General features: G+C 41.2%; 20 protein-coding genes and 1 tRNA gene. 6 read left to right on the top strand and 15 right to left on the bottom strand.

The window, feature by feature from the left end; translation table 11 throughout:
- Positions 1–194: 194 nt before the first annotated feature.
- From FGG15_RS20445 to dnaE, 13 genes are all read right to left on the bottom strand, one after another.
- Complete coding sequence (locus FGG15_RS20445) at positions 195–533, bottom strand: DUF2130 domain-containing protein (RefSeq protein ID WP_313790988.1); 339 nt, start codon at positions 531–533, stop codon at positions 195–197.
- 207 nt (positions 534–740) lie between these two features.
- Positions 741–1,814 (bottom strand): Fic family protein, encoded by a 1,074-nt coding sequence (locus tag FGG15_RS10180; RefSeq protein WP_138835881.1) that lies wholly within the window; start codon positions 1,812–1,814, stop codon positions 741–743.
- 144 nt (positions 1,815–1,958) lie between these two features.
- A complete protein-coding gene (locus FGG15_RS10175; protein ID WP_138835879.1) occupies positions 1,959–2,408 on the bottom strand; it encodes a DUF6730 family protein in 450 nt (149 codons plus the stop codon).
- A gap of 10 nt (positions 2,409–2,418) precedes the next feature.
- Entirely contained in the window at positions 2,419–3,276 is an 858-nt protein-coding gene (locus FGG15_RS10170) for a relaxase/mobilization nuclease domain-containing protein (protein ID WP_138835876.1), read from the bottom strand.
- The gene (gene mbpA, locus FGG15_RS20300; protein ID WP_237561796.1) at positions 3,273–3,809 is read right to left on the bottom strand and encodes a mobilization protein MbpA; all 537 of its coding nucleotides are present in this window, start codon (positions 3,807–3,809) and stop codon (positions 3,273–3,275) included. The genes FGG15_RS10170 and mbpA overlap by 4 nt, the downstream gene beginning before the upstream one ends.
- Entirely contained in the window at positions 3,796–4,650 is an 855-nt protein-coding gene (locus FGG15_RS10160) for a toprim domain-containing protein (protein WP_138835874.1), read from the bottom strand. Before FGG15_RS10160 ends, mbpA begins: the two co-directional genes overlap by 14 nt.
- Before the next feature lie 205 nt (positions 4,651–4,855).
- Positions 4,856–6,061, bottom strand: a complete 1,206-nt coding sequence (locus FGG15_RS10155; protein WP_138835872.1) for a primase-helicase family protein — start codon at positions 6,059–6,061, stop codon at positions 4,856–4,858.
- A gap of 23 nt (positions 6,062–6,084) precedes the next feature.
- Complete coding sequence (locus FGG15_RS10150; protein WP_138835870.1) at positions 6,085–6,378, bottom strand: helix-turn-helix transcriptional regulator; 294 nt, start codon at positions 6,376–6,378, stop codon at positions 6,085–6,087.
- Positions 6,379–6,502: 124 nt separating this feature from the next.
- Positions 6,503–7,174: a hypothetical protein gene (locus FGG15_RS10145; protein WP_138835867.1), complete on the bottom strand. Its 672-nt coding sequence runs from the start codon at positions 7,172–7,174 to the stop codon at positions 6,503–6,505.
- 131 nt (positions 7,175–7,305) lie between these two features.
- Positions 7,306–7,379, bottom strand: a tRNA-Asp gene (locus FGG15_RS10140).
- Between the two features lie 127 nt (positions 7,380–7,506).
- Entirely contained in the window at positions 7,507–8,436 is a 930-nt protein-coding gene (locus FGG15_RS10135; RefSeq protein ID WP_138835865.1) for a DUF58 domain-containing protein, read from the bottom strand.
- An 80-nt stretch (positions 8,437–8,516) separates the two neighbouring features.
- Positions 8,517–8,834 carry a thioredoxin gene (gene trxA / locus FGG15_RS10130; protein WP_138835863.1) on the bottom strand — a complete coding sequence of 106 codons (318 nt, stop codon included), beginning with the start codon at positions 8,832–8,834 and terminating at the stop codon, positions 8,517–8,519.
- Between the two features lie 105 nt (positions 8,835–8,939).
- On the bottom strand, positions 8,940–13,325 hold the full coding sequence (dnaE, locus tag FGG15_RS10125; RefSeq protein WP_138835861.1) for a DNA polymerase III subunit alpha: 4,386 nt from the start codon (positions 13,323–13,325) through the stop codon (positions 8,940–8,942).
- Between the two features lie 161 nt (positions 13,326–13,486).
- Between dnaE and FGG15_RS10120 the strand changes: the two genes are divergently transcribed.
- The 6 genes from FGG15_RS10120 to FGG15_RS10095 all read left to right on the top strand — a co-directional run bounded on the left by FGG15_RS10120 (position 13,487) and on the right by FGG15_RS10095 (position 19,611).
- Complete coding sequence (locus tag FGG15_RS10120; RefSeq protein ID WP_138835859.1) at positions 13,487–14,902, top strand: sulfatase family protein; 1,416 nt, start codon at positions 13,487–13,489, stop codon at positions 14,900–14,902.
- Positions 14,903–15,038: 136 nt separating this feature from the next.
- A complete protein-coding gene (locus FGG15_RS10115; RefSeq protein WP_138835857.1) occupies positions 15,039–15,653 on the top strand; it encodes a 30S ribosomal protein S16 in 615 nt (204 codons plus the stop codon).
- Positions 15,654–15,664: 11 nt separating this feature from the next.
- Positions 15,665–16,192 (top strand): ribosome maturation factor RimM, encoded by a 528-nt coding sequence (rimM, locus tag FGG15_RS10110; protein WP_138838224.1) that lies wholly within the window; start codon positions 15,665–15,667, stop codon positions 16,190–16,192.
- A 48-nt stretch (positions 16,193–16,240) separates the two neighbouring features.
- Positions 16,241–17,680: a sulfatase family protein gene (locus FGG15_RS10105; protein ID WP_138835855.1), complete on the top strand. Its 1,440-nt coding sequence runs from the start codon at positions 16,241–16,243 to the stop codon at positions 17,678–17,680.
- Entirely contained in the window at positions 17,664–18,377 is a 714-nt protein-coding gene (locus tag FGG15_RS10100) for a tRNA1(Val) (adenine(37)-N6)-methyltransferase (RefSeq protein WP_138838222.1), read from the top strand. The genes FGG15_RS10105 and FGG15_RS10100 overlap by 17 nt, the downstream gene beginning before the upstream one ends.
- Before the next feature lie 55 nt (positions 18,378–18,432).
- Complete coding sequence (locus FGG15_RS10095) at positions 18,433–19,611, top strand: acyl-CoA dehydrogenase family protein (RefSeq protein WP_138835853.1); 1,179 nt, start codon at positions 18,433–18,435, stop codon at positions 19,609–19,611.
- A 2-nt stretch (positions 19,612–19,613) separates the two neighbouring features.
- On the opposite strand, the gene FGG15_RS20480 is transcribed toward FGG15_RS10095, so the two are convergent.
- Together FGG15_RS20480 and FGG15_RS10085 are read right to left on the bottom strand one after the other, a co-directional pair.
- Entirely contained in the window at positions 19,614–19,883 is a 270-nt protein-coding gene (locus tag FGG15_RS20480) for a type II toxin-antitoxin system RelE/ParE family toxin (protein WP_138835851.1), read from the bottom strand.
- Positions 19,873–20,118 (bottom strand): hypothetical protein, encoded by a 246-nt coding sequence (locus tag FGG15_RS10085; protein WP_138835849.1) that lies wholly within the window; start codon positions 20,116–20,118, stop codon positions 19,873–19,875. The genes FGG15_RS20480 and FGG15_RS10085 overlap by 11 nt, the downstream gene beginning before the upstream one ends.
- Position 20,119 lies beyond the last annotated feature (1 nt).

The following is a 20,119-nucleotide window of genomic DNA, read 5'->3' as shown; positions in this document are numbered from 1 at the left end:
GAGATTGGGTACTTCTTTAAATCATTACCAGTTCCATTTACCGTCCTTTTTAGTAGTTCCGTAAATTCACCTTTTTTGATACCATTTGAGCCCTATAGATTATTTAGGAAATAATCAAAAATCAATTAGGAAAAATTCGAGTTTATACTCAAAAATTGGTAATTAACTCGAAAAACTACTAAAGTGAAGAAAAGTTAATCGTCATCAAAATCATCATCACCATTACCTAGTTCCAATGCTTTTACAGACTGTATGGCATTACCCGCAATACCTTTTATTGAACCATACATATCAATGGTGTTGGTGATGACCTTTTCAATTTGGCGCTCCCTCTGTTTCCAAATACGTTGCATGGAACGTTTTTCACTTTCCAAATCCGATTTCATCTGAGAAAAACCCTCAACAATGGTCTCTGCTATTCTTCCTTTAATCACTCCTGAAACCCAAGGGTTTCCATTTTGCTTATTGTAACAATCACTACATAGCCCATTTTTAAATTTGGTATAAGCCGCACATTCGATACACTCTGGCATAAACAATTCTCTAAATTAAAGGGGGATTTCAATGTTATCACCAAAATAACCAAACCAAGTCGCATTAAAAAATGACAATTGTTATTTGGGGTTTTCCTGTAAAAAAGTTGGGGTTTTTGTCCAATCAAAAAAGTCCTCAGTTAGCTTTTAGATTTATACCTATTGCACTACGAACTATTTTGGAAAGAATTTTGATTCTATTCCCAATTATCTACTTTTTAATATTTGAAGCAATCTGTGGTTTATAAAATAATTGCTCTTCCCAATTTTTAACTTGGTCAAAAACTGTTCTTCGTGTTGGGCAAGCGCATTCAAATAGCTGCTTGCGGTGTTTCTATGTACGTTAAGTTCACGCTCTAAAAAATCAATTTTAGTGTAGGGATGCTTAAAAAGTGTATTGATTAAATCGTGACTATAAAACTTGAATTCACGTCGTATCTTCTGTTTGTAGTCATCCATTAAATGTTTGATATTGTTGACTACCACAATAGTGTCTTTAGCAGTAATTTCTATGCCTTTTAACATCCAAAGTAGCCATTCTTCCCAGCTTTCATCTGTTCGCACCTTTTGTAATAATCTGTAATAGTCCGCTTTGTTTTTAATGATGTAGCTACTCAAATACAAAACAGGGATGTCCAATAGGTTTTGATGTACCAAATAAAGCATATTCAGTATTCTGCCAGTTCTACCGTTACCATCATAAAAAGGGTGGATGCTCTCAAATTGATAATGCACGATGGGCATTTTAAGCAAAGGATCTACTTGATGTAATTTAGGGTCGTTGATGTAGATCTCCAAATTGTTGAACAAGGCTACAATCTCACTGTATTGTTGGGGTGGTGTATATACCACTTCTTGGGTCTTCGGATTTTTTAAAACTGTTCCAGGTACTTTTCTAATAGGATGGTTGGGCGAAACAAGCTCTTGTATCCTTTTGATGTCGTTAATGCTCAGCACGCCTTTTTCCCGTATAATATGAAATCCCAACTTTAGAGCCTGAGCATAATTTTGTGCCTCCTTAGCGGCTTGCGATATGTTTTTGGTTTCGATGGCAGCTTGGTACAGTTCATCATCGGTAGTCACAATATTCTCAACTTCATTACTGTCCTTTGCCTCCTGTAATGAAATGGTATCTATGAGTATCTGCGAATTAGGTATCTTTTTTACCTCTCCCTTTAATTGTGCCAGGGCACGGCTTGCTGCATTTAAGTTTTTCAATACAGCAACCGTCTCTATTTGAACTTTTGGCGGTAGAAAAGGTATTTGAATTTGTGTTTCCAACTAATTGTTTTTGCTTTACTATACAAGAAACAACTTTTTTTGTGCACATGAGCTATCTAATGCACAAATATTTGATTTTTTTGTGCACGTAATAAGAACATGAACAAGAATTACTTTTTTTAGTGTATTTGAAATAATCAGGAATTACTTATTGTTTTTGTTCCAATTATTATAAACCTCATAGGTTTTTGGATGCTCTTCAAAAAACGTATTCAAATGCGCTTGATAGGCTTCTATCCCTTGGTTATACGCTTCTTTTTTTATGTCCTGATTGGATTGGTATTGGATATAGCCAAACAAAATTGATCCTGTAGAAACCACCATGGAACAGATAAAGGTGATCACTGCCCATTTCGGATGTATCTTAGCATTTTCTAATTTTCGGTCTAATTTATTTACATAAGCTTCCCGATCTTCCGTTTCCTTTTGCTGAAAACTTTTTAGTTCAGATACTAAGTTGTCAATGGGAGCCAGGTCAAACTTGACCCTTAAATCCTCGGCCCTCTGTAGACCATTTTCCAGTCGCTTAACGTTGGCCTCAAAATCGGTCAGCTCATTGACCAAAAGTTGTGTGATTGTCTCAAGTTTATTCATGGCATAGAATTTAAATACCCATTCCTAGGTCAATGGATTTCTTGATTGCTTTTTTGGCAAGGGATATTGCCAACTTCTGAGGAACCGGGATCACTTTGTCCAACAATTTGATAGTGTTCTTTGGTGAGATGATTCTATTTGGAACATTGTAACGTGTTAGTTCCCTTCCAATTCCAGCCATGCCCATGTTTCTATGTATCTCACTTCCCTTAAAACTGTGTCCTTGAAATTCAAATCGAAATCCTTGGAGTTTACCTTGTTTATTGATGCTGGGAATGACTACAACCCCATTGGCCCTCATGCCCTCGAGATACTGTTGATAGTTTTCAGGTTTTTGATGTCTTAGGGTCAATTCATGCCTTCGTTTAATTTCATTGCGCAATTCTTTGGTCTGGAATTCCCGTTCCATTTTTACTTGCTTAACCGTGGTCAATTGTAATGTTTCTGCGGTTTTTTCAGCGGCCTTTTGACTCCGCTTGCCAATAAAGCTGTCATTGTAAGCTATCCCTTTAAAATCAATGCGGTTCACATATAAATGGATATGGGTATGTTCTTTATCCCGATGGACAAATGCAATGGCTTGTCGTTCACCAAGCTTCATTTTCTCCATGAACTCCTTGGCGACCCTCTCAAGCTCTTGTTTTTTTAGACGTTGCCCATCTTTGATTGTCGGACTGAGTACAAAAGATAGTGTGTTGCGTTCACAGTTATGGTTCAATTCCTGTATGCGTTTAAATTCTTCGGTAATCTCTTTGGGGTTTTCTCCTACCAAGTGCTGTCTGAGCACCACTTCGGCATTCTTTTCTTGGTTCCAACCATAACCCATCGAGGCATGGGTATGTGATATGGATTTTCCCTTGCCTATCATTTGCTGAATCTTTTAAGATGTTCCTTAATTTGCTTAGCAGTTTCGTAGACCATCTCGGTCAGCTTTGGACTTTTCTTCCGGAACATATTGCCAATCGATTTAAAGTTGTTGTGGTATTTGGCCAACATTTGATAGATTTCGATTTCCTCATCAGATAACCGTTCAACGGTAGCTTGTTCCATAGCTGCCCTGCGAAGGAATTCACTTAAAGACAACCCACAGAGTCTGGCCTTGGCCAATAGCAGCTTTTTTTCATACTTGGTACAACGGAATTTCACCAACTGGTTTTTCCCTTTAAACGACTCTTTTTTTTTCCTGCGACCATCGGGAGCAGGCGAGATTGTGTCCACAGACACACATCTCGAATTCTTAACAGAATTACGTTTCGGGTTACGTGCCTCATCAGTCAACTCTGTTAATGTCACAGTAGGTGCAGTTTCTTCTTGGGTAATTGGCACGTTATTTTTTTTCGCCCAACCATGTATTGCAGCTTCAAGTGCATCAAATTCTTTTTCTAAATTACTCCTGCCCATGATGCATCAATTTTTCGTTGATATCCTTGAATCCAGCGTAGCAATTTCTTCGGTCTTCGGCTATTGGATACAATCCGATTAAATATTGGGTTGCTCTATCTCCTGCGCTGTCATTGTCCAACGCTAGATTGAGGTCGGAATATTTTTCTAGGATGGAATTGACTTTTGTAGCAAAGGCCAGAGAGTTCAAAATAAGGACATCGGATTCAGCGAACCATTTGGGTTGAATGACCAAAAGCGATAAAAAATCGAACATTCCCTCAACTACGGTAAGGCTTGGATTGTTATTTTCTATTATGGTGATGGCCTTAGGAGATGCACAATATTTTTGAAAACAATTGCGTAATTCCCAACCTCCAATTTTGTTTTGTAGCCCCAGAGCAAAAAAGGATTTTTCACCTATTCCAAAGTGTACTTGTTTGATATATCCATAGGCCAGGGTCAACGGGATTTGACGCTTTTGTAGGTAATCAATCAACGCCATATGACTAATTGGCCTTATATCATTAACACTAATTTTCTTCTCTCTCACAACTGTTGGTGGCTGATGAAAAGAAAAAGAACCTGTTTGGCCTTGGAGCCATGTCAAGGTTTCCCTGACACCATAGCTTTTCAATCGGCAAACAAGGTCGATTATATTTCCTCCAAGGCCTTCTCCATGGTCATACCATCTATTCAGGGTTTTGGAGACCTTAAAAGAGGCTTGGGTTTCTGACCGGAACGGACTCAGAAACCAAGCTTCTTTTTCCGTTTCTCTAACTGGAAAGTGCCCTAGCTTTGCCATCGTGTCGACGATGCTAACGGTACGGGCTCTTTCGCAGTTAAATCTTTTTTCTTTCATAGCTCTTAACACATTTAAATTTTGATGATTTGATGAAGAATCATTCAAAAGGGTTATTCTTGCTGGTCTTACTCGCTTCATCATTTTTTCATCGTTTCATCGTTTCTTCTTTTCCTGGTTTTGGCTTTGTCATCATTCTTTGTTTTGATGACGGAATGATGACAAAGTGATGACGGATTTAAATCCCATAAACAAAGGGATGGTCCTAGGATGTCATCATTTCATCAAAATATTTCAGTAGAAAATGCTTGGATATGGAAAAGTACCTGCCTTTTGCATCTTCTAGATTGATTTCACCATTGTTCCAAATGGTTGCCCGCTGGTAGCTGTTTGAGTTTTTCTGGTTTTCCAATTTCCAATCCTTCTTTAACAGTCTACGCAATTGGGTCAGGTCAGTCTTCACCCTGGTCTTGTTGAGCATGTGGAGGGCATCCATGGGACATAGTTGGATTTCATTCAATTCAAACTTGTCCATGGCACTAAGTAATAGACTGGCCAATTCTTTTTCTACTCTGTTTCGATTGTTGTTCACCAGCTTTTTAAGCGCTGGTGTAAATAGTTGACTAGGTGAAAACCACATTCGAGTGGATTGAATCGTGCTAACTTTACGATTGCCCAGATAAGATAGAAATGCTGGGATTTCAGCGATGAGCTTTTCCAAAAAGTCTGTTTCCTCATTTTTGATGGGAGGAATTTTTCGAACCCAGAAACGGGTCTCATTACCATCAATTTTAATGAAATTGTCCTCATTGTTACTGCAGAGGATAAACTTACCGAAGAACTCCACTTCACGTTTGTCTTTCCCTTTGGCCTCCAGTTTATTTCTATTGGTGGTACTCAAGTATTTTATGCGTTCGGTCAGTTCCTCTTTATTGAACAATACTTCATCGATGCATATCAAAAGCTTGTTGGCCCAATCCGAATTGAACTGACTGCCAAAGCTGTCATTGGTGAGATAGGTAAGATTGTTTTCAAAGATTTCCTTTAGCCATTTTAAGAAAGAACTTTTTCCTGTGCTGCGTTCCGAAGAGACCAGGCACAAAATGGGTAAAATCTGAATGGGTCTTACATATAATAACTGCAGATAATCCAATCCCAATTCCCTTTGGCACCCAAAGATGTGCTCCAAGAATTGCAATGTCTTATCGATGGTGCCTTCCTTTGGAACAAAGCTTAGGGGAGAGTATATATTATAGAAGCCATGGTGTTCTTTTTTGAAATCTATGTGGTTGGGAATACAGGTGAAACCATCATACTTTGGAACCTTGCTCAAAAAATCCTTGCCATGATCTTGCTTAATGGTATGTTCACTCCACGAAACCAATTGTTCGTTAAAATGGCCTGAAATAGTGGGCGATTTTACCAGTTTGTAATACGTAGTGCCCACCCTTACATAAGGGATTGTTTCCATAATTATACTTTCAGATTTCGGGGTTATGCTCTTTTTCTTTTCAACAGCTGCTCATTGAATTTTTGTTCCAAAAATTCGTCTGATAAATCCGGTTTGCCCAAGAGCCAGGCGTCAATAGCTTCCTTATCAAAAAATTTCTGTCGTACATGGGCGTTTTCGCCCATGGGAATCAAGCGGAGTGAAGTGAGTTTGTAGATCTTGCTTTTTGATAAGCCCGTATAGGCCACCAAATCATCCACGTTCATTACCCGTTTGTTTTGGGAAAGCAGGGTTTTAATTTCAGTTAATAGTCCTACGACTTTCTTTTCCTCAGTCATTAGAATTCGATTTAAATTAATGATTGAGTAAAGGCCTTTACTATGAATGCGCTAGGCAAACATAGGAAAGCTAATCACGTTAACTGGAACAATAAATGGGGCTTGTCAAAGAATTGCGGTAAGTTTATTGTTCTCCGAACACTTCAACTATCTTTTCATGTTCAAGAACTACAAGTTGCTTATCCTTCATTGAAGTATTCCATCGACTGAAACTCGATTCTAGCGTGTTCGGGTTAACGGGTTTCCCGTTCATTGAGAACGATTCCCTAATAATTTCGAAAAGCATTTTCCGACGAGCTGTATCGATGTCAATTATTCCTGCCCTGACAAAACGATGCATCAATGAAAACACAAAGAAATAATTGGCCGAGCTGCCATTTTTTATGAGGTTACGGTTGTTTATTTTGGTTTGGGGAATATATCCCATCAATAACAAATGAAAATTATCCAAATCTTCATCCGTCAACAATAATTTTGGGAAATCCTTTCCATAAAGATTGATTTTAATCATTTCCAATCCATGTTTGTCCCGATGGAATCTTTTGAGCCCGGACTGATAGCCAGCGGAAAGAATAATGGTCAGAAAGGCCATGCTCAAATATCCAGTAAAAATCAAAAGCTGTGTCTTGAAGGAATCGGAAAAAGTGAAGGCTGCAATGAAAGCGACAGGTGTCATACAGGTCAAAAGAAAAAGGATTTTCTTCCCTTCACTTTTATCCAAGGAATGATAAAAGCTTTCCTTTTTCTTTAGAAACTTGTAAAAGAACTTTCCTATGGCCTCAATAACTCCCTTCATTGTAATGAAAATCACAAGATTAACCTAAATGTAAACAAAAGAAATTACCTTTGGAAAGTGTTGTACCTATGTTGTACCCAAGTGAAAGAAAAAAGGCTCCCGATTTCTCGGAAGCCTTGTGTTTACTGGTGCGGTCTGGACGGGACTCGAACCCGCGACCCCCTGCGTGACAGGCAGGTATTCTAACCAACTGAACTACCAGACCAATGATTTTATCCTTTTCAAGACTCCAGCAAAAGCGGGATTCAAATCTTGTTCATGCTTTTTGCAAAGCGAGTGCAAATATACATTCTCAAATTTGATTCAACAAAACATTTTTTTGAAAAAAGAAACTAAACAAATTTTTGCCGCTCGATCATAAAAGTATTAAGTACTTGGGCAAAGTTGGAGCGCACATCAACCTCCACATATTTAATTTGATATTGTGCACATTTCAGCTTTAACTCATGCTGGTAATTCTTCACTTTATCTTGATAGGCGTCTTTGATGTTGTCCGCATACAAATCAATATGAGAACCCGTTTCAACATCCACAAAGCGCTTTGGAGTATTGTCAAAATCAAAATTCAATTCGTGTTCGTAATCCATAAGATGAAACAAGACTACGGCGTGCTTGTTGTATTTTAAATGGCGTAATGCCTCAAACAGTTGGGCCTCTTCCGTTTCAGTCTGGAACATGTCTGTAAACAAGAATATTAGACTACGTCTATGAATCTTTTCGGCAATCTGGTGCAAATAGGTGTATGTTCTAGTGCTGTCTGAAGTCTCTTTTGTTCCGACCACCTCGTTCAATTTGGAGTACAACATCTGAAAATGTCGTTCACTACTTTTTTCCGAAGTGTAAAAATTATAACTGCTGGAGTAGATGCTGAGACCTACTGCATCCCTTTGCCGTTTGAGTAGCTGCATCAGTGCGGCAATGGCCAAGACCCCGAATCCAATTTTATTCAGATTTTCCAAGCTTAAATTGCCAATTTCTGGATAGTACATTGATCCTGAGTTGTCCAAGATCATATGACATCTTAAATTAGTCTCGTCCTCATATCTTTTGGTGTATAGTCTATCCGTTTTGGCAAAAATCTTCCAATCTATGCGTTTGGTGCTTTCCCCGGGATTGTAGATTTTATGTTCCGCAAACTCGGCGGAAAAACCATGAAATGGACTTTTGTGGATGCCACTTATAAAGCCTTCCACAATCTGATTGGCCAAAAGTTCCAGGTTTTGGAAAAGTTGGGCATTATGTAGTTCTGATCGTATATCCATTTCCAGATTGTGAGGTCAATATAAAACAAAAAAGGCTTGGCATTTGCCAAACCTTTTTTAAAATCCGCTTACGGATAATTTTATAATACAGCCTCAATAGCGTCGGTGTAAACCTTTTTGGGAGAAACCCCAACTTGGCGATTTACAATTTCACCATTTTTGAAGACCAATACGGTAGGAATATTTCGTACACCGTATTTAGCGGCAAATTGCTGATTGGCATCAACATCTACCTTTCCAACAACGGCCTTGCCTTCATATTCCTGACTTACTTCCTCGATGATAGGTCCAACCATTCTACAAGGTCCGCACCAAGCTGCCCAAAAATCCACAACAACGGGCTTGTCACTTTTTAGTACTACTTCATCAAAGGTTGCATCTGTTATTTCTAGTGCCATTTTATTAATTTTAATATTCGCAAATTTAGTCAAATATTGTCCACTTTCCTTACCGCAAGTGCATTCGTTTTCATTATTGCGCCATTGACATAAATTATGATACCCTCAATTCAACTTGTAATGTATCTCGTTCTCCTCCAATGCAGATAGTAATTCACTGTTGATTTTTACTTTTTGTTTTCTGCTGGAAAGATTGAGCTTGATTTCGTCCTGCATTTCATAGACCACAAAGTTGAGCGGATGATCTCCTTTGTAAGATCGCAAAGTGTCTTTCAATACTTGAATCCTTTTGTCCTGTAAGCGATCTATGTCCAGTTTGATGGTCAATTTTTTGGCATACGCCTCCATGACATCCTGAAGCTGTTTAAAGTCGTTGAATTGGAGTCTAGGATCTCCCTTTTTTCCTGTATCACGATTTACCCAACCTTCACGGACAAAGGTTTTGACATGCACAAAGGAATTGATCATTAAAAAGTGACGGAACTTGAGATACTCCTCCCCAAAAATTCGGAATTCATGTGAATCGGTATAGTCTTCTAGTGTAAAGAGCCCCCATCCCTTACCATTTTTTGAAATACGATGCTGCACATCCGTAATGACACCTGCTACCGTCAGTTCTCGATTAACATAAGGCTCCAAATCTGAGAATGCTGAAACATGGCTATTACAGAATGCTGTGATTTCCTTTTTAAAATCGTCCAAAGGATGTCCTGAGATATAGATGCCGACTACTTCTTTTTCCCGCCGCAGTTTTTCCATGGTGCCCCAATCTTCACAGGGAGGTACTACCGGTTCAGCAATTTGGGCTTCGCTCATTCCTCCAAACATATCTATCTGTGAGGAGTTTTTGTTTTCCTGGTATTTTGATGCCGACTTTATAACTTTTTCCAGAAAAGTGATTCCATCTCCTTCGTCATGGAAGTACTGTGCCCTATGTGTGTCTCCAAAAGAATCAAATCCGCCGGCAATGGCAAGGTTTTCAAATGATTTTTTATTGGCAGAACGCAATTCCACTCTTTTGGCCAAATCGAAGACAGATTTGTAAGGCCCATCTTTTTTTCGGTTTTCAACTATGGTCTCCACGGCTGAACGTCCCACGCCCTTAATTGCCCCCATTCCAAATCGAACGGCATTATTCTGGTTTACGGCAAATTTGTAGTAGGATTCATTGACATCCGGCCCCAGAACTTCCAGCCCCATACGTTTACATTCTTCCATGAAGAAGGTCACCTGTTTGATGTCATTCATGTTATTGGACAGCACCGCTGCCATATACTCCGCAGGGTAGTGTGCCTTTAAATATGCAGTCTGATAGGCGATATAGGCGTAGCATGTAGAGTGGCTTTTGTTGAAGGCATAAGAGGCAAAGGCTTCCCAGTCCTTCCAGATTTTTTCAAGAATATCTCTTGGGTGCCCATTCTTTTCTCCGCCATCCAAGAATTGCGGTTTTAGTTTTTGAAGCAGTGCGAAAATCTTCTTCCCCATTGCCTTTCGCAATACATCTGCATCACCTTTGGAGAAACCGGCCAATTTTTGGGACAACAACATCACCTGCTCTTGGTAAACGGTAATCCCATAGGTTTCTTTGAGATACTCCTCCATATCCGGAAGATCATAGGTGATTTCCTCATCTCCGTGTTTTCTGGCGATAAAACTGGGAATGTATTCCATAGGGCCGGGCCTGTAAAGCGCGTTCATGGCGATGAGGTCATCAAAAACCGTAGGCTTTAGATTTTTCATATGCTTTTGCATCCCTGGGGATTCATATTGGAATATCCCTACCGTATCTCCTCTTTGAAAGAGTTCATAAGTCTTTTCATCGTCCAAAGGGAACTCGTCTGGAATCAGTTCCACACCGGTCCTGGCTTTCACAATTTTGACCGTATCCTTGATCAAGGTCAGGGTCTTTAATCCCAAAAAGTCCATTTTAAGGAGACCTGCACTTTCAACCACAGAGTTGTCAAACTGGGTGACATATAAATCGGAATCCTTAGCGGTGGCTACAGGAACAAAGTTGGTGATATCATCTGGAGTGATGATTACACCGCAAGCATGTATACCGGTATTTCGAAGGGAACCTTCAAGCACCCGGGCCATTTTCACGGTCTGGCCTTCCAAATCATCACCTTCGGAGATATTCAACAATTCATGAACCTTTTCCAGCTCATCAGATCGGAATTTTTTCTTTAGATCTGCTTCCTCAACCCCAAAGATTTTATTGAGCTTGGACATGTTGGGAATCAACTTGGCAATGCGGTCAGCATCATTTAAGGGCAGATCCAAAACCCTAGCCGTATCCCGAATTGAGGATTTGGCCGCCATGGTACCATAGGTGATGATTTGGGCCACCTGGTTTGCTCCATATTTGTTGATTACGTAATCCATGACCTTGCCACGGCCTTCATCATCAAAATCAATATCGATATCGGGCATGGATACCCTATCCGGATTTAGGAACCGCTCAAAAAGGAGATCGTATTTTAAAGGATCAATATTGGTGATGCCCAAACAGTAGGCCACAACGGAACCTGCAGCTGAGCCACGGCCGGGTCCTACAGAAACTCCCATATTCCGGGCTTCCCTAATAAAATCTTCAACAATCAAGAAATATCCGGGATAGCCAGAATTTTGAATGGTGCTTAATTCGAAATCTACCCGCTCGGTGATTTCATCCGTGATCTCTCCATATCTGTTCTTGGCGCCATTGTAGGTAATGTGTCTCAAGTACGCATTTTCCCCTCGCTTTCCGCCATCTTCCAAGTCTTCAGCTACCATAAATTTTTCTGGGATGTCAAATTTTGGAAGGAGCACGTCCCTGGCCAGGTCAAAAGGCTCTACTTTGTCCACAATTTCCTGTGTATTCAGAATGGCCTGTGGTATATCTTTGAACAGGGCTTTCATTTCGTCCGAAGACTTAAAATAATATTCCTGGTTGGGCAATCCATATCTATATCCCCGCCCTCGACCAATAGGAGTGGTTTGTTTTTCGCCGTCCTTTACACAAAGTAAAATATCGTGCGCCTCAGCATCCGTTTTTTCGCAGTAATAGGTGTTGTTAGTGGCCACCAATTTAACTTGGTGTTTTTTGGCCAGTTGGACCAAAACCTGGTTCACGCGATCTTCATCTTCCTGCCCATGGCGCATTATCTCAACATAAAGATCTTCCCCAAACTGTTCCTTCCACCAAACTAGTGCCTCTTCAGCTTGTTTTTCGCCAACATTCAGGATTTTATTGGGAACTTCGCCGTATAGGTTTCCTGTTAGGGCGATAACATCTTCTTTGTACTGCTCCACCACCTTTCGGTCTATTCGCGGTACGTAGTAGAAGCCATCCGTATAGGCAATAGAGGACATTTTTGCCAGGTTGTGATAACCATTTTTGTTTTTGGCCAACAACACAATCTGGTATCCGTGGTCCTTGATATTTTTATTGGTATGCTCTTCACAAACATGGAATTCGCATCCTATAATTGGGGTAATTTCTTTTTCGGTAGGCGGTTCACCATTTTCCTCGCGTTCAGCGTTTCGTTCCTTTACACCTTTGTTATGTGCTTTTACCTCCTTTACAAAGTGAAAGGCTCCCATCATATTGGCATGATCGGTCAAGGCAACGGCATGCATGGAGTTTTCAGCAGTGGCCTCAACCAAGCTCTTGATGTTGATGGTGGATTGCAGTACGGAAAATTGGGAGTGGTTATGTAAATGTGCATAGGGCGCATCAGCCAGACTTTGGACATTTTCTTTGATTTCGTCTTCCGAAATTCCTTCGGTGTCCTTGGCCCAAAGGGCATCCGCAATTTTCTTGGAAGCCTTTTTAAGATTGATGTGTTTAAGACCAATCAGTTGTATTTCTTGCGGATTGGCTTCGGAAAAGTGTTCAAAATAATCAGGTTGAACGTCCAATTTCTCAATGGAGTAGTGCTTTTGTCGAACCAGTTCCAAAAAACAACGGGTAGTGGCCTCAACATCTGCGGTGGCATTATGGGCTTCGGCAAAAGGTTCGCCAAATAGATGTTGGTGCAGTTCGGTCAAGGTAGGCAACTTGAATTTTCCGCCTCGACCTCCGGGAATTTTACAGAGTTCTGCCGTGTCTTCAGTACAAGTGTCCAATACAGGGAGAGACGTTAGGTTGTTTGCAACTCCCATCCGATGGAATTCACATCCCATGATGTTGACATCAAAATCCACATTTTGACCCACTACAAATTTTGCCTTGGATAGCGCTTGGTTAAAAGCTTCCAAAGTTTCCTCTAGTGATACGCCTTCTTGCTCAGCCAAAGCTGTGGAGATACCATGTACTTGCTCAGATTCGTAGGGAATATTGAATCCGTCAGGTTTCACCAGCATATCCTGATGTTCCACAAGATTTCCCATTTCGTCATGCAATTGCCATGCAATCTGAACGCATCTCGGCCAGTTGTCGGTATCCGTTATTGGAGCATCCCAGCGCTTTGGTAATCCCGTAGTTTCAGTGTCAAATATTAAGTACATAAATGGTCTGTGCTTGCAAAAAATAAATGACTAAAAATAGACAAACACAAAGCTATTTTAAAATGTAGTTTTTAGGAGTTATCAACTTCCTTCTCAAGCTTCGACTTTCATGCTTGTAATCGACATTCGCTATCTTTAGTGATTCAAACCAACCTTATAAAATGAAAAATACCTTTTGTCTTCTACTATCAATTTTTTTGATCCTTGCTTCTTGCAAGGAAGAACCCAAAGAGGAACCAGTTCAGGAAAGTGCTCCTCCTAATTTCATTGTCATTTTTGCCGATGACTTGGGCTATGGTGATTTAAGCTGTTATGGGAATCCCACCATTCTAACCCCAAATTTGGACCGCATGGCACATGAAGGACAAAAGTGGACCAATTTTTATGTGGGAGCCAGCGTTTGCACCCCCAGCAGGGCAGCCTTACTTACGGGGAGGTTACCGGTGCGAAGCGGAATGGCCAGCAATAAGAGTCGTGTCCTTTTTCCGGATTCCAAAAATGGATTGCCCGCCGATGAGATTACCATTGCGGAGCAATTGAAGAAAGCTGGATACGCTACAGCTGCCATAGGAAAATGGCATTTGGGCCATAAAGAGCAATACTTACCCACAAATAATGGGTTCGATTATTACTTTGGTATCCCTTATTCCAATGATATGGATCGGGTGGCCGAATATCCTAACGGTAATTATTGGAGTCAACAAGATAAAGACATCAAAACTGAACATTTCAATGTACCCTTGATCCGTGGGACTGAGATTATTGAAAGACCTGCCAATCAGAATACCATAACAAAAAGATATTCAGAAGAGACCGTTTCCTACATAAAAAAGAACAAGGACAAGCCTTTCTTTGTTTATTTGGCACATAACCTCCCTCATATTCCGTTGTTTGCTTCCGAAGAAGCAACGGGCAAGAGCAGGCGCGGACTGTATGGTGATGTGGTGCAGGAGATTGACCATGGGGTAGGGCAGATTCTAGAGACGCTTGAGGCAGAAGGGTTGGCGGAAAACACCATTGTGGTCTTCACTTCGGATAACGGGCCTTGGCTTCCCTTTAAGAATAATGGTGGAAGCGCTGGTCTTTTAAGGGCAGGGAAAGGTTCTACTTGGGAAGGTGGTATGCGGGAACCTGGCATTTTTTGGGGTCCAGGACATATTGAACCAGGAGTTGTGACAGATTTGGGTTCTACTATGGACCTTTTTGCAACCTTCAGCGCTTTAGCCGGAGCAGAACTTCCCCAAGACCGGATTATGGATAGTTATGATTTAGGGCCTACTTTGATAGAACATAAACCGAGTCCACGGAATCACATCATGTATTATAGGGGAACGGAACTGTATGCTGCCCGTTTGGGGGACTATAAAGCGCATTTTATTACCCAAGGGGTCTATGGTCAATTTGGGGGTCGGGAGGAGCATGATCCCCCAATATTGTATCAATTGAATCATGACGCATCGGAACAGTTTGATATTGCCGAAGGAAATGATGAGATCCTAGGTCAAATCCAAGAGCTGGTGGAAGGACATAAAGCCAATTTAGTGCCGGGCAAAGATCAATTGGCGGAAAGGGAATAGAAAGTCGCGTAAGTCATTGTGCATTAAAAGAAATCAAGTATATTTGCACCCGCTTAAAGTAAAAGCGAAGAAAGATTCCCGTTTTGAGGGAGCAGAATTAATAACCAGGGTCGGGCACCCTACAAATTAATGTGATATGCCAGTAAAGATTAGACTTCAGAGACACGGTAAAAAAGGTAAACCCTTCTACTGGGTTGTAGCCGCAGATTCAAGATCAAAAAGAGATGGTAAATTTTTGGAAAAATTGGGAATCTATAACCCCAATACCAATCCCGCTACCATCGATATCAATGTAGACAATTCAGTAAAATGGTTGCAGAATGGTGCGCAACCAACTGATACAGCAAGAGCTATTTTATCTTACAAAGGTGTGTTGTTGAAGCATCACCTGTTGGGTGGGGTTCGTAAAGGAGCCTTGACCGAAGAGCAAGTAGAGGAGAAATTCAATGCTTGGGTTGAAGAAAAAGAAAAAGCCGTTCAGTCCAAGAGAGATGGTTTGAGCAAAGCAGAAGCGGATGCCAAAGCTAAAGCTTTGGAAGCTGAAAAAGAGTTTAGTGATAAAAGAGCTGCCGCTGCATTGCCGGAAGAAGAGGCTGTTGAGGAGGTTGCAGAAGAAGTAGCCGAGACTGCGGAAGCTGTTGCGGAAGAAACTACTGCTGTTGAAGAGCCGGCTAAAGAAGAAGCTGCTGAGCCAGAGGAGAAAGCTGAAGAGGCTGCTCCTGCTGCCGAAGCCAGTAAAGAGGAAGAGTAAAATTTCCGATGATGCGCAAGGAAGATTGCTTCTACTTGGGCAAAATCGTCTCAAAATATAGTTTTAAGGGGGAGGTATTGGTGAAACTCGATACTGACGAACCTGAAATCTACGAAAACATGGAATCAGTTTTTGTTTCATTGGGAAACAATCTGGTTCCATTTTTTATTGACCGCTGCCGATTGCACAAGTCGGCTCTGCTTCGTATTGATTTTGAAGAAGTAAAGGATGAAATTTCCGCAGACAAGATTATGGGCTCTGAATTGTATTTGCCCTTGGCCATCTTGCCACCATTATCCGGAAACAAGTTTTATTTCCATGAAGTTATTGGCTTTACCCTAATGGATGAGGTTCACGGGGATATTGGGGTAATAAAAGCGGTAAATGATAGTGCTTCGCAAGAACTTTTTGAAGCGGAAAAAGATGGGAAAGAACTGCTGATTCCCATTAGCGATGATATTATAAAAAAGGTTGATCGCGAAAAAAAGCAGATTGTGGTTAAAACTCCCGAAGGCTTGGTTGATCTTTATTTAGGATAGGAGAGGGAAGGGGTTTTGGCTATATTTATGCCTCAAACAACCAAAACCATGTTCAGATACTGTTTCCTCATTGCACTATTGTGCCTTGTTTCCTGTGCCGAAAAACCTTCCAAAGAACAAAAAGAGAAAGTTCCACCCAATGTAGTCCTCATTTTTACCGATGATCAAGGGTATCAGGACGTGGGAGTTTTTGGTTCACCGGATATTGAGACTCCTAACCTGGATAAGATGGCGGCAGAGGGATTGCAACTGACCCATTACTATGCTGCCCAAGCCGTATGCTCCGCCTCCAGGGCTGGTATTTTAACTGGCTGCTATCCCAATCGCATTGGGATACACAACGCCCTGGGACCCGATAATACACATGGTATCAATGCCTCTGAAACCACCTTGGCGGAAATGCTCAAGGCACAGGGCTATGCAACCGGAATTTTTGGAAAGTGGCATTTGGGGCATCATCCTATGTTTTTACCAACACGACATGGCTTTGATGAGTGGTTTGGTATACCCTATTCCAACGATATGTGGCCTTACCATCCACAACAAGGTCCAATTTTTAACTTCCCAGACCTTCATTTATATGAAAATGAAAAAGTAATAGATACACTGACAGAACAATCCCAATTGACCACCCAAATCACGGAGCGGAGCGTGGATTTTATCAAACGGAATAAAGACAATCCTTTCTTTTTGTATGTGCCCCATCCGCAGCCCCATGTACCCTTGTTTGTTTCTGAAAAGTTCAAGGGAAAATCAGAAAGAGGACTGTATGGTGACGTGATCATGGAAATTGATTGGTCTGTGGGTGAAATCAACAAAGCGCTCAAGGAAAATGGACTTGAGGACAATACCATTGTCATTTTTACCTCGGATAATGGCCCATGGCTTTCTTATGGCAACCATGCCGGAAGTGCGTTGCCACTTCGTGAGGGAAAGGGAACTGCCTGGGAAGGAGGGCAGCGCGAACCATTTATCATGAAGTATCCGGAAAAATTGAAAGCAGGAAAGGTCATAGAAGCCCCTATGATGGCCATAGATGTTTTGCCTACCATTGCTGAATTTACAGGAGCGGACCTGCCTACCAAAACCATTGATGGCAAAAGTGCTGTAAAGCTATTGACAAGAGAAAGCGAGGATAGTCCGCAAAAAGCCTATTTCTTTTATTATCGGGTCAATGAAATGTTTGGGGTGCGCTATGGCAAGTGGAAGCTTTATTTCCCGCACCGTTATCGCACTATGGACGGACAAGCACCTGGGAAAGATGGTCAACCTGGGGATTATCGGATGATTGATATGGAGGAAATTGAGTTGTATGATGTGGTCAATGATGTCGGTGAGACCAAGAATGTGGCAGATGAACATCCTGATATAGTTGCTGAAATCAAGTTAATGGCCAATGGAATGCGTCAAAAGCTTGGGGATGCATTGCTTGGGCTGGAAGGAACAGAAACCAGAGAACCTGGTAGAATTGATGAATCAGCCCTTTAAATTCAAACATTTTACTATACAACAAGATCGGTGTGCCATGAAAGTGGGCACCGATGGGGTATTGCTTGGAGCTTGGACAAGTCTGGAAAACCAACCCGATTCCATTTTGGATATTGGTTCGGGTACTGGATTGATTGCCCTACAAATGGCCCAACGTTCAACAGCAGAGATCATTGATGCCATCGAGTTGGATGAAGATGCTTATGAACAATGTGTTGAAAATTTTGAAGCATCCCTGTGGGCGGATAGACTTTTTTGTTACCATGCTGGTTTGGATGAGTTTGTGGACGAAATTGAGGATAAGTATGATCTAATTGTATCCAATCCCCCATTTTATACCGAAGAAGTAACCAGTGGGGCAGAGGCAAGGGATATAGCAAGACAAAATACTTCATTGCCTTTTGATGAACTCGTGGAAGGCGTGTCTCAGTTGTTGTCTCCAGAGGGTATTTTTTCCGTGGTTATCCCGTACAAGGAAGAAAAACAGTTTGTGGATATGGCTCAAAAGGAAGGACTTTTTTTAAAAAGAGTGATGCATGTTAGGGGTAACCCCAAAGCCCAATTCAAACGATCTTTACTGGAATTTACTCGAATGGAGTCGCAACCTAAGATAGAAGAGCTGACCATTGAACTGGGCCGACACGAGTACACCAAGGAGTATGTTGCTTTGACCAGTGCTTTTTACTTAAAAATGTAACATTAGTCTAATGAAATGTTGCATATCGTTAGTACATTTGATAAAATTTTTCTGAATGAAACCTGATTTGTTTGAAGCCCCTGATTACTACAATTTAGATGATTTATTTTCTGAAGAACACCTATTGGTTCGCGATGCGGCCCGTCAATGGGTAAAAAGAGATGTCTCACCCATTATTGAAGAGTACGCCCAAAAGGCCGAATTTCCGAAGGAAATTGTGGGGGGGTTGGCAGAAATTGGTGCTTTCGGGCCTTATATCCCGGAAGAATACGGGGGAGCTGGTTTGGACCAGATCAGTTATGGATTGATCATGCAGGAAATAGAAAGAGGGGACAGTGGTGTTCGGTCAACGGCTTCGGTGCAATCTTCTTTGGTGATGTATCCCATTTTTAAGTACGGTACGGAAGAACAACGGAAAAAATACCTTCCCAAACTAGCCACAGGGGAGTGGATGGGATGTTTTGGACTTACTGAACCCAACCATGGATCCAATCCAAGTGGAATGGAGACCAAGTTCAAGGATATGGGCGACCATTATCTATTGAACGGGGCTAAACTTTGGATTTCCAATTCTCCGTTCGCGGATGTTGCCGTGGTATGGGCAAAAAATGAAGAAGGAAGAATACATGGGCTTATTGTGGAAAGGGGAATGGAAGGTTTCTCTACTCCGGAAACCCATAACAAATGGTCCCTACGTGCTTCGGCAACAGGGGAATTGATTTTTGATAATGTCAAAGTTCCGAAAGAGAATCTTTTGCCAGGGAAAAATGGTTTAGGGGCTCCGCTAGGTTGTTTGGACTCCGCGCGTTATGGAATTGCTTGGGGAGCCATTGGCGCTGCCATGGATTGCTACGATACGGCACTTAGATATGCCAAGGAGCGGGTTCAATTTGGAAAACCCATTGCAGCTTATCAATTGCAGCAGAAGAAGCTGGCCGAGATGATTACTGAAATTACAAAAGCGCAATTACTTGCTTTCAGGTTGGGTCAACTAAAGAATGAAGGTAAGGCTACAACAGCACAAATTTCCATGGCCAAACGGAACAATGTGGATATGGCCATTAAGATTGCCCGTGAAGCTCGACAGGTTTTGGGGGGAATGGGCATTACCGGAGAGTACAGTATTATGCGCCACATGATGAATCTGGAAAGTGTGATCACCTATGAAGGTACCCACGACATTCACCTTTTGATTACTGGAGCTGATATTACGGGATATCCCGCCTTTAAGTAGCGTTAAAAATTTTGACGTTGGTTCAATATCCGTAGAATAAGCACTTCATTGTTTTTTATGATATAATGAATGGAGTAGTTAAATTGTTCGAATTGTACTATTCGAACGCTTCTGTATTTGACTTGGAAGGATTCTGGGGTGGTTTTTAAAAATTGAAGCTGTTTTTTGAAATCTTGTAGGAAGATTTGTTCTAGCTTTTTCGCTCTAAAGAAGCATTCGGCAAAACTCAGTTCAATTTGTGCTTCTTTGGAAATATTGACTTTATAAGCCATATTTTTTTTCTATTTCCTCAATTGGAATATATTCCACTTTCCCTTCGGCGACACGCGTCAACATATCATCCATCATGGCTTTATATTCTTCCGATGGAGATTCTAATCTTCTGGCGGTTTCTTCAATGGTGTACTCCAAGAAGCTTTTTAAGGAGCGTTTTTGTTTTTTTGCTTCTGCCTCTAGGATAATAAGGGCATTCTCATCTACATCAATTAATTTTCGAATCCTATCCATA

The sequence above is a fragment of the Flagellimonas algicola genome (assembly GCF_005937185.1).
Lineage (GTDB): Bacteria > Bacteroidota > Bacteroidia > Flavobacteriales > Flavobacteriaceae > Flagellimonas > Flagellimonas algicola.
This window is presented reverse-complemented; position numbering and strand designations above follow the sequence as displayed.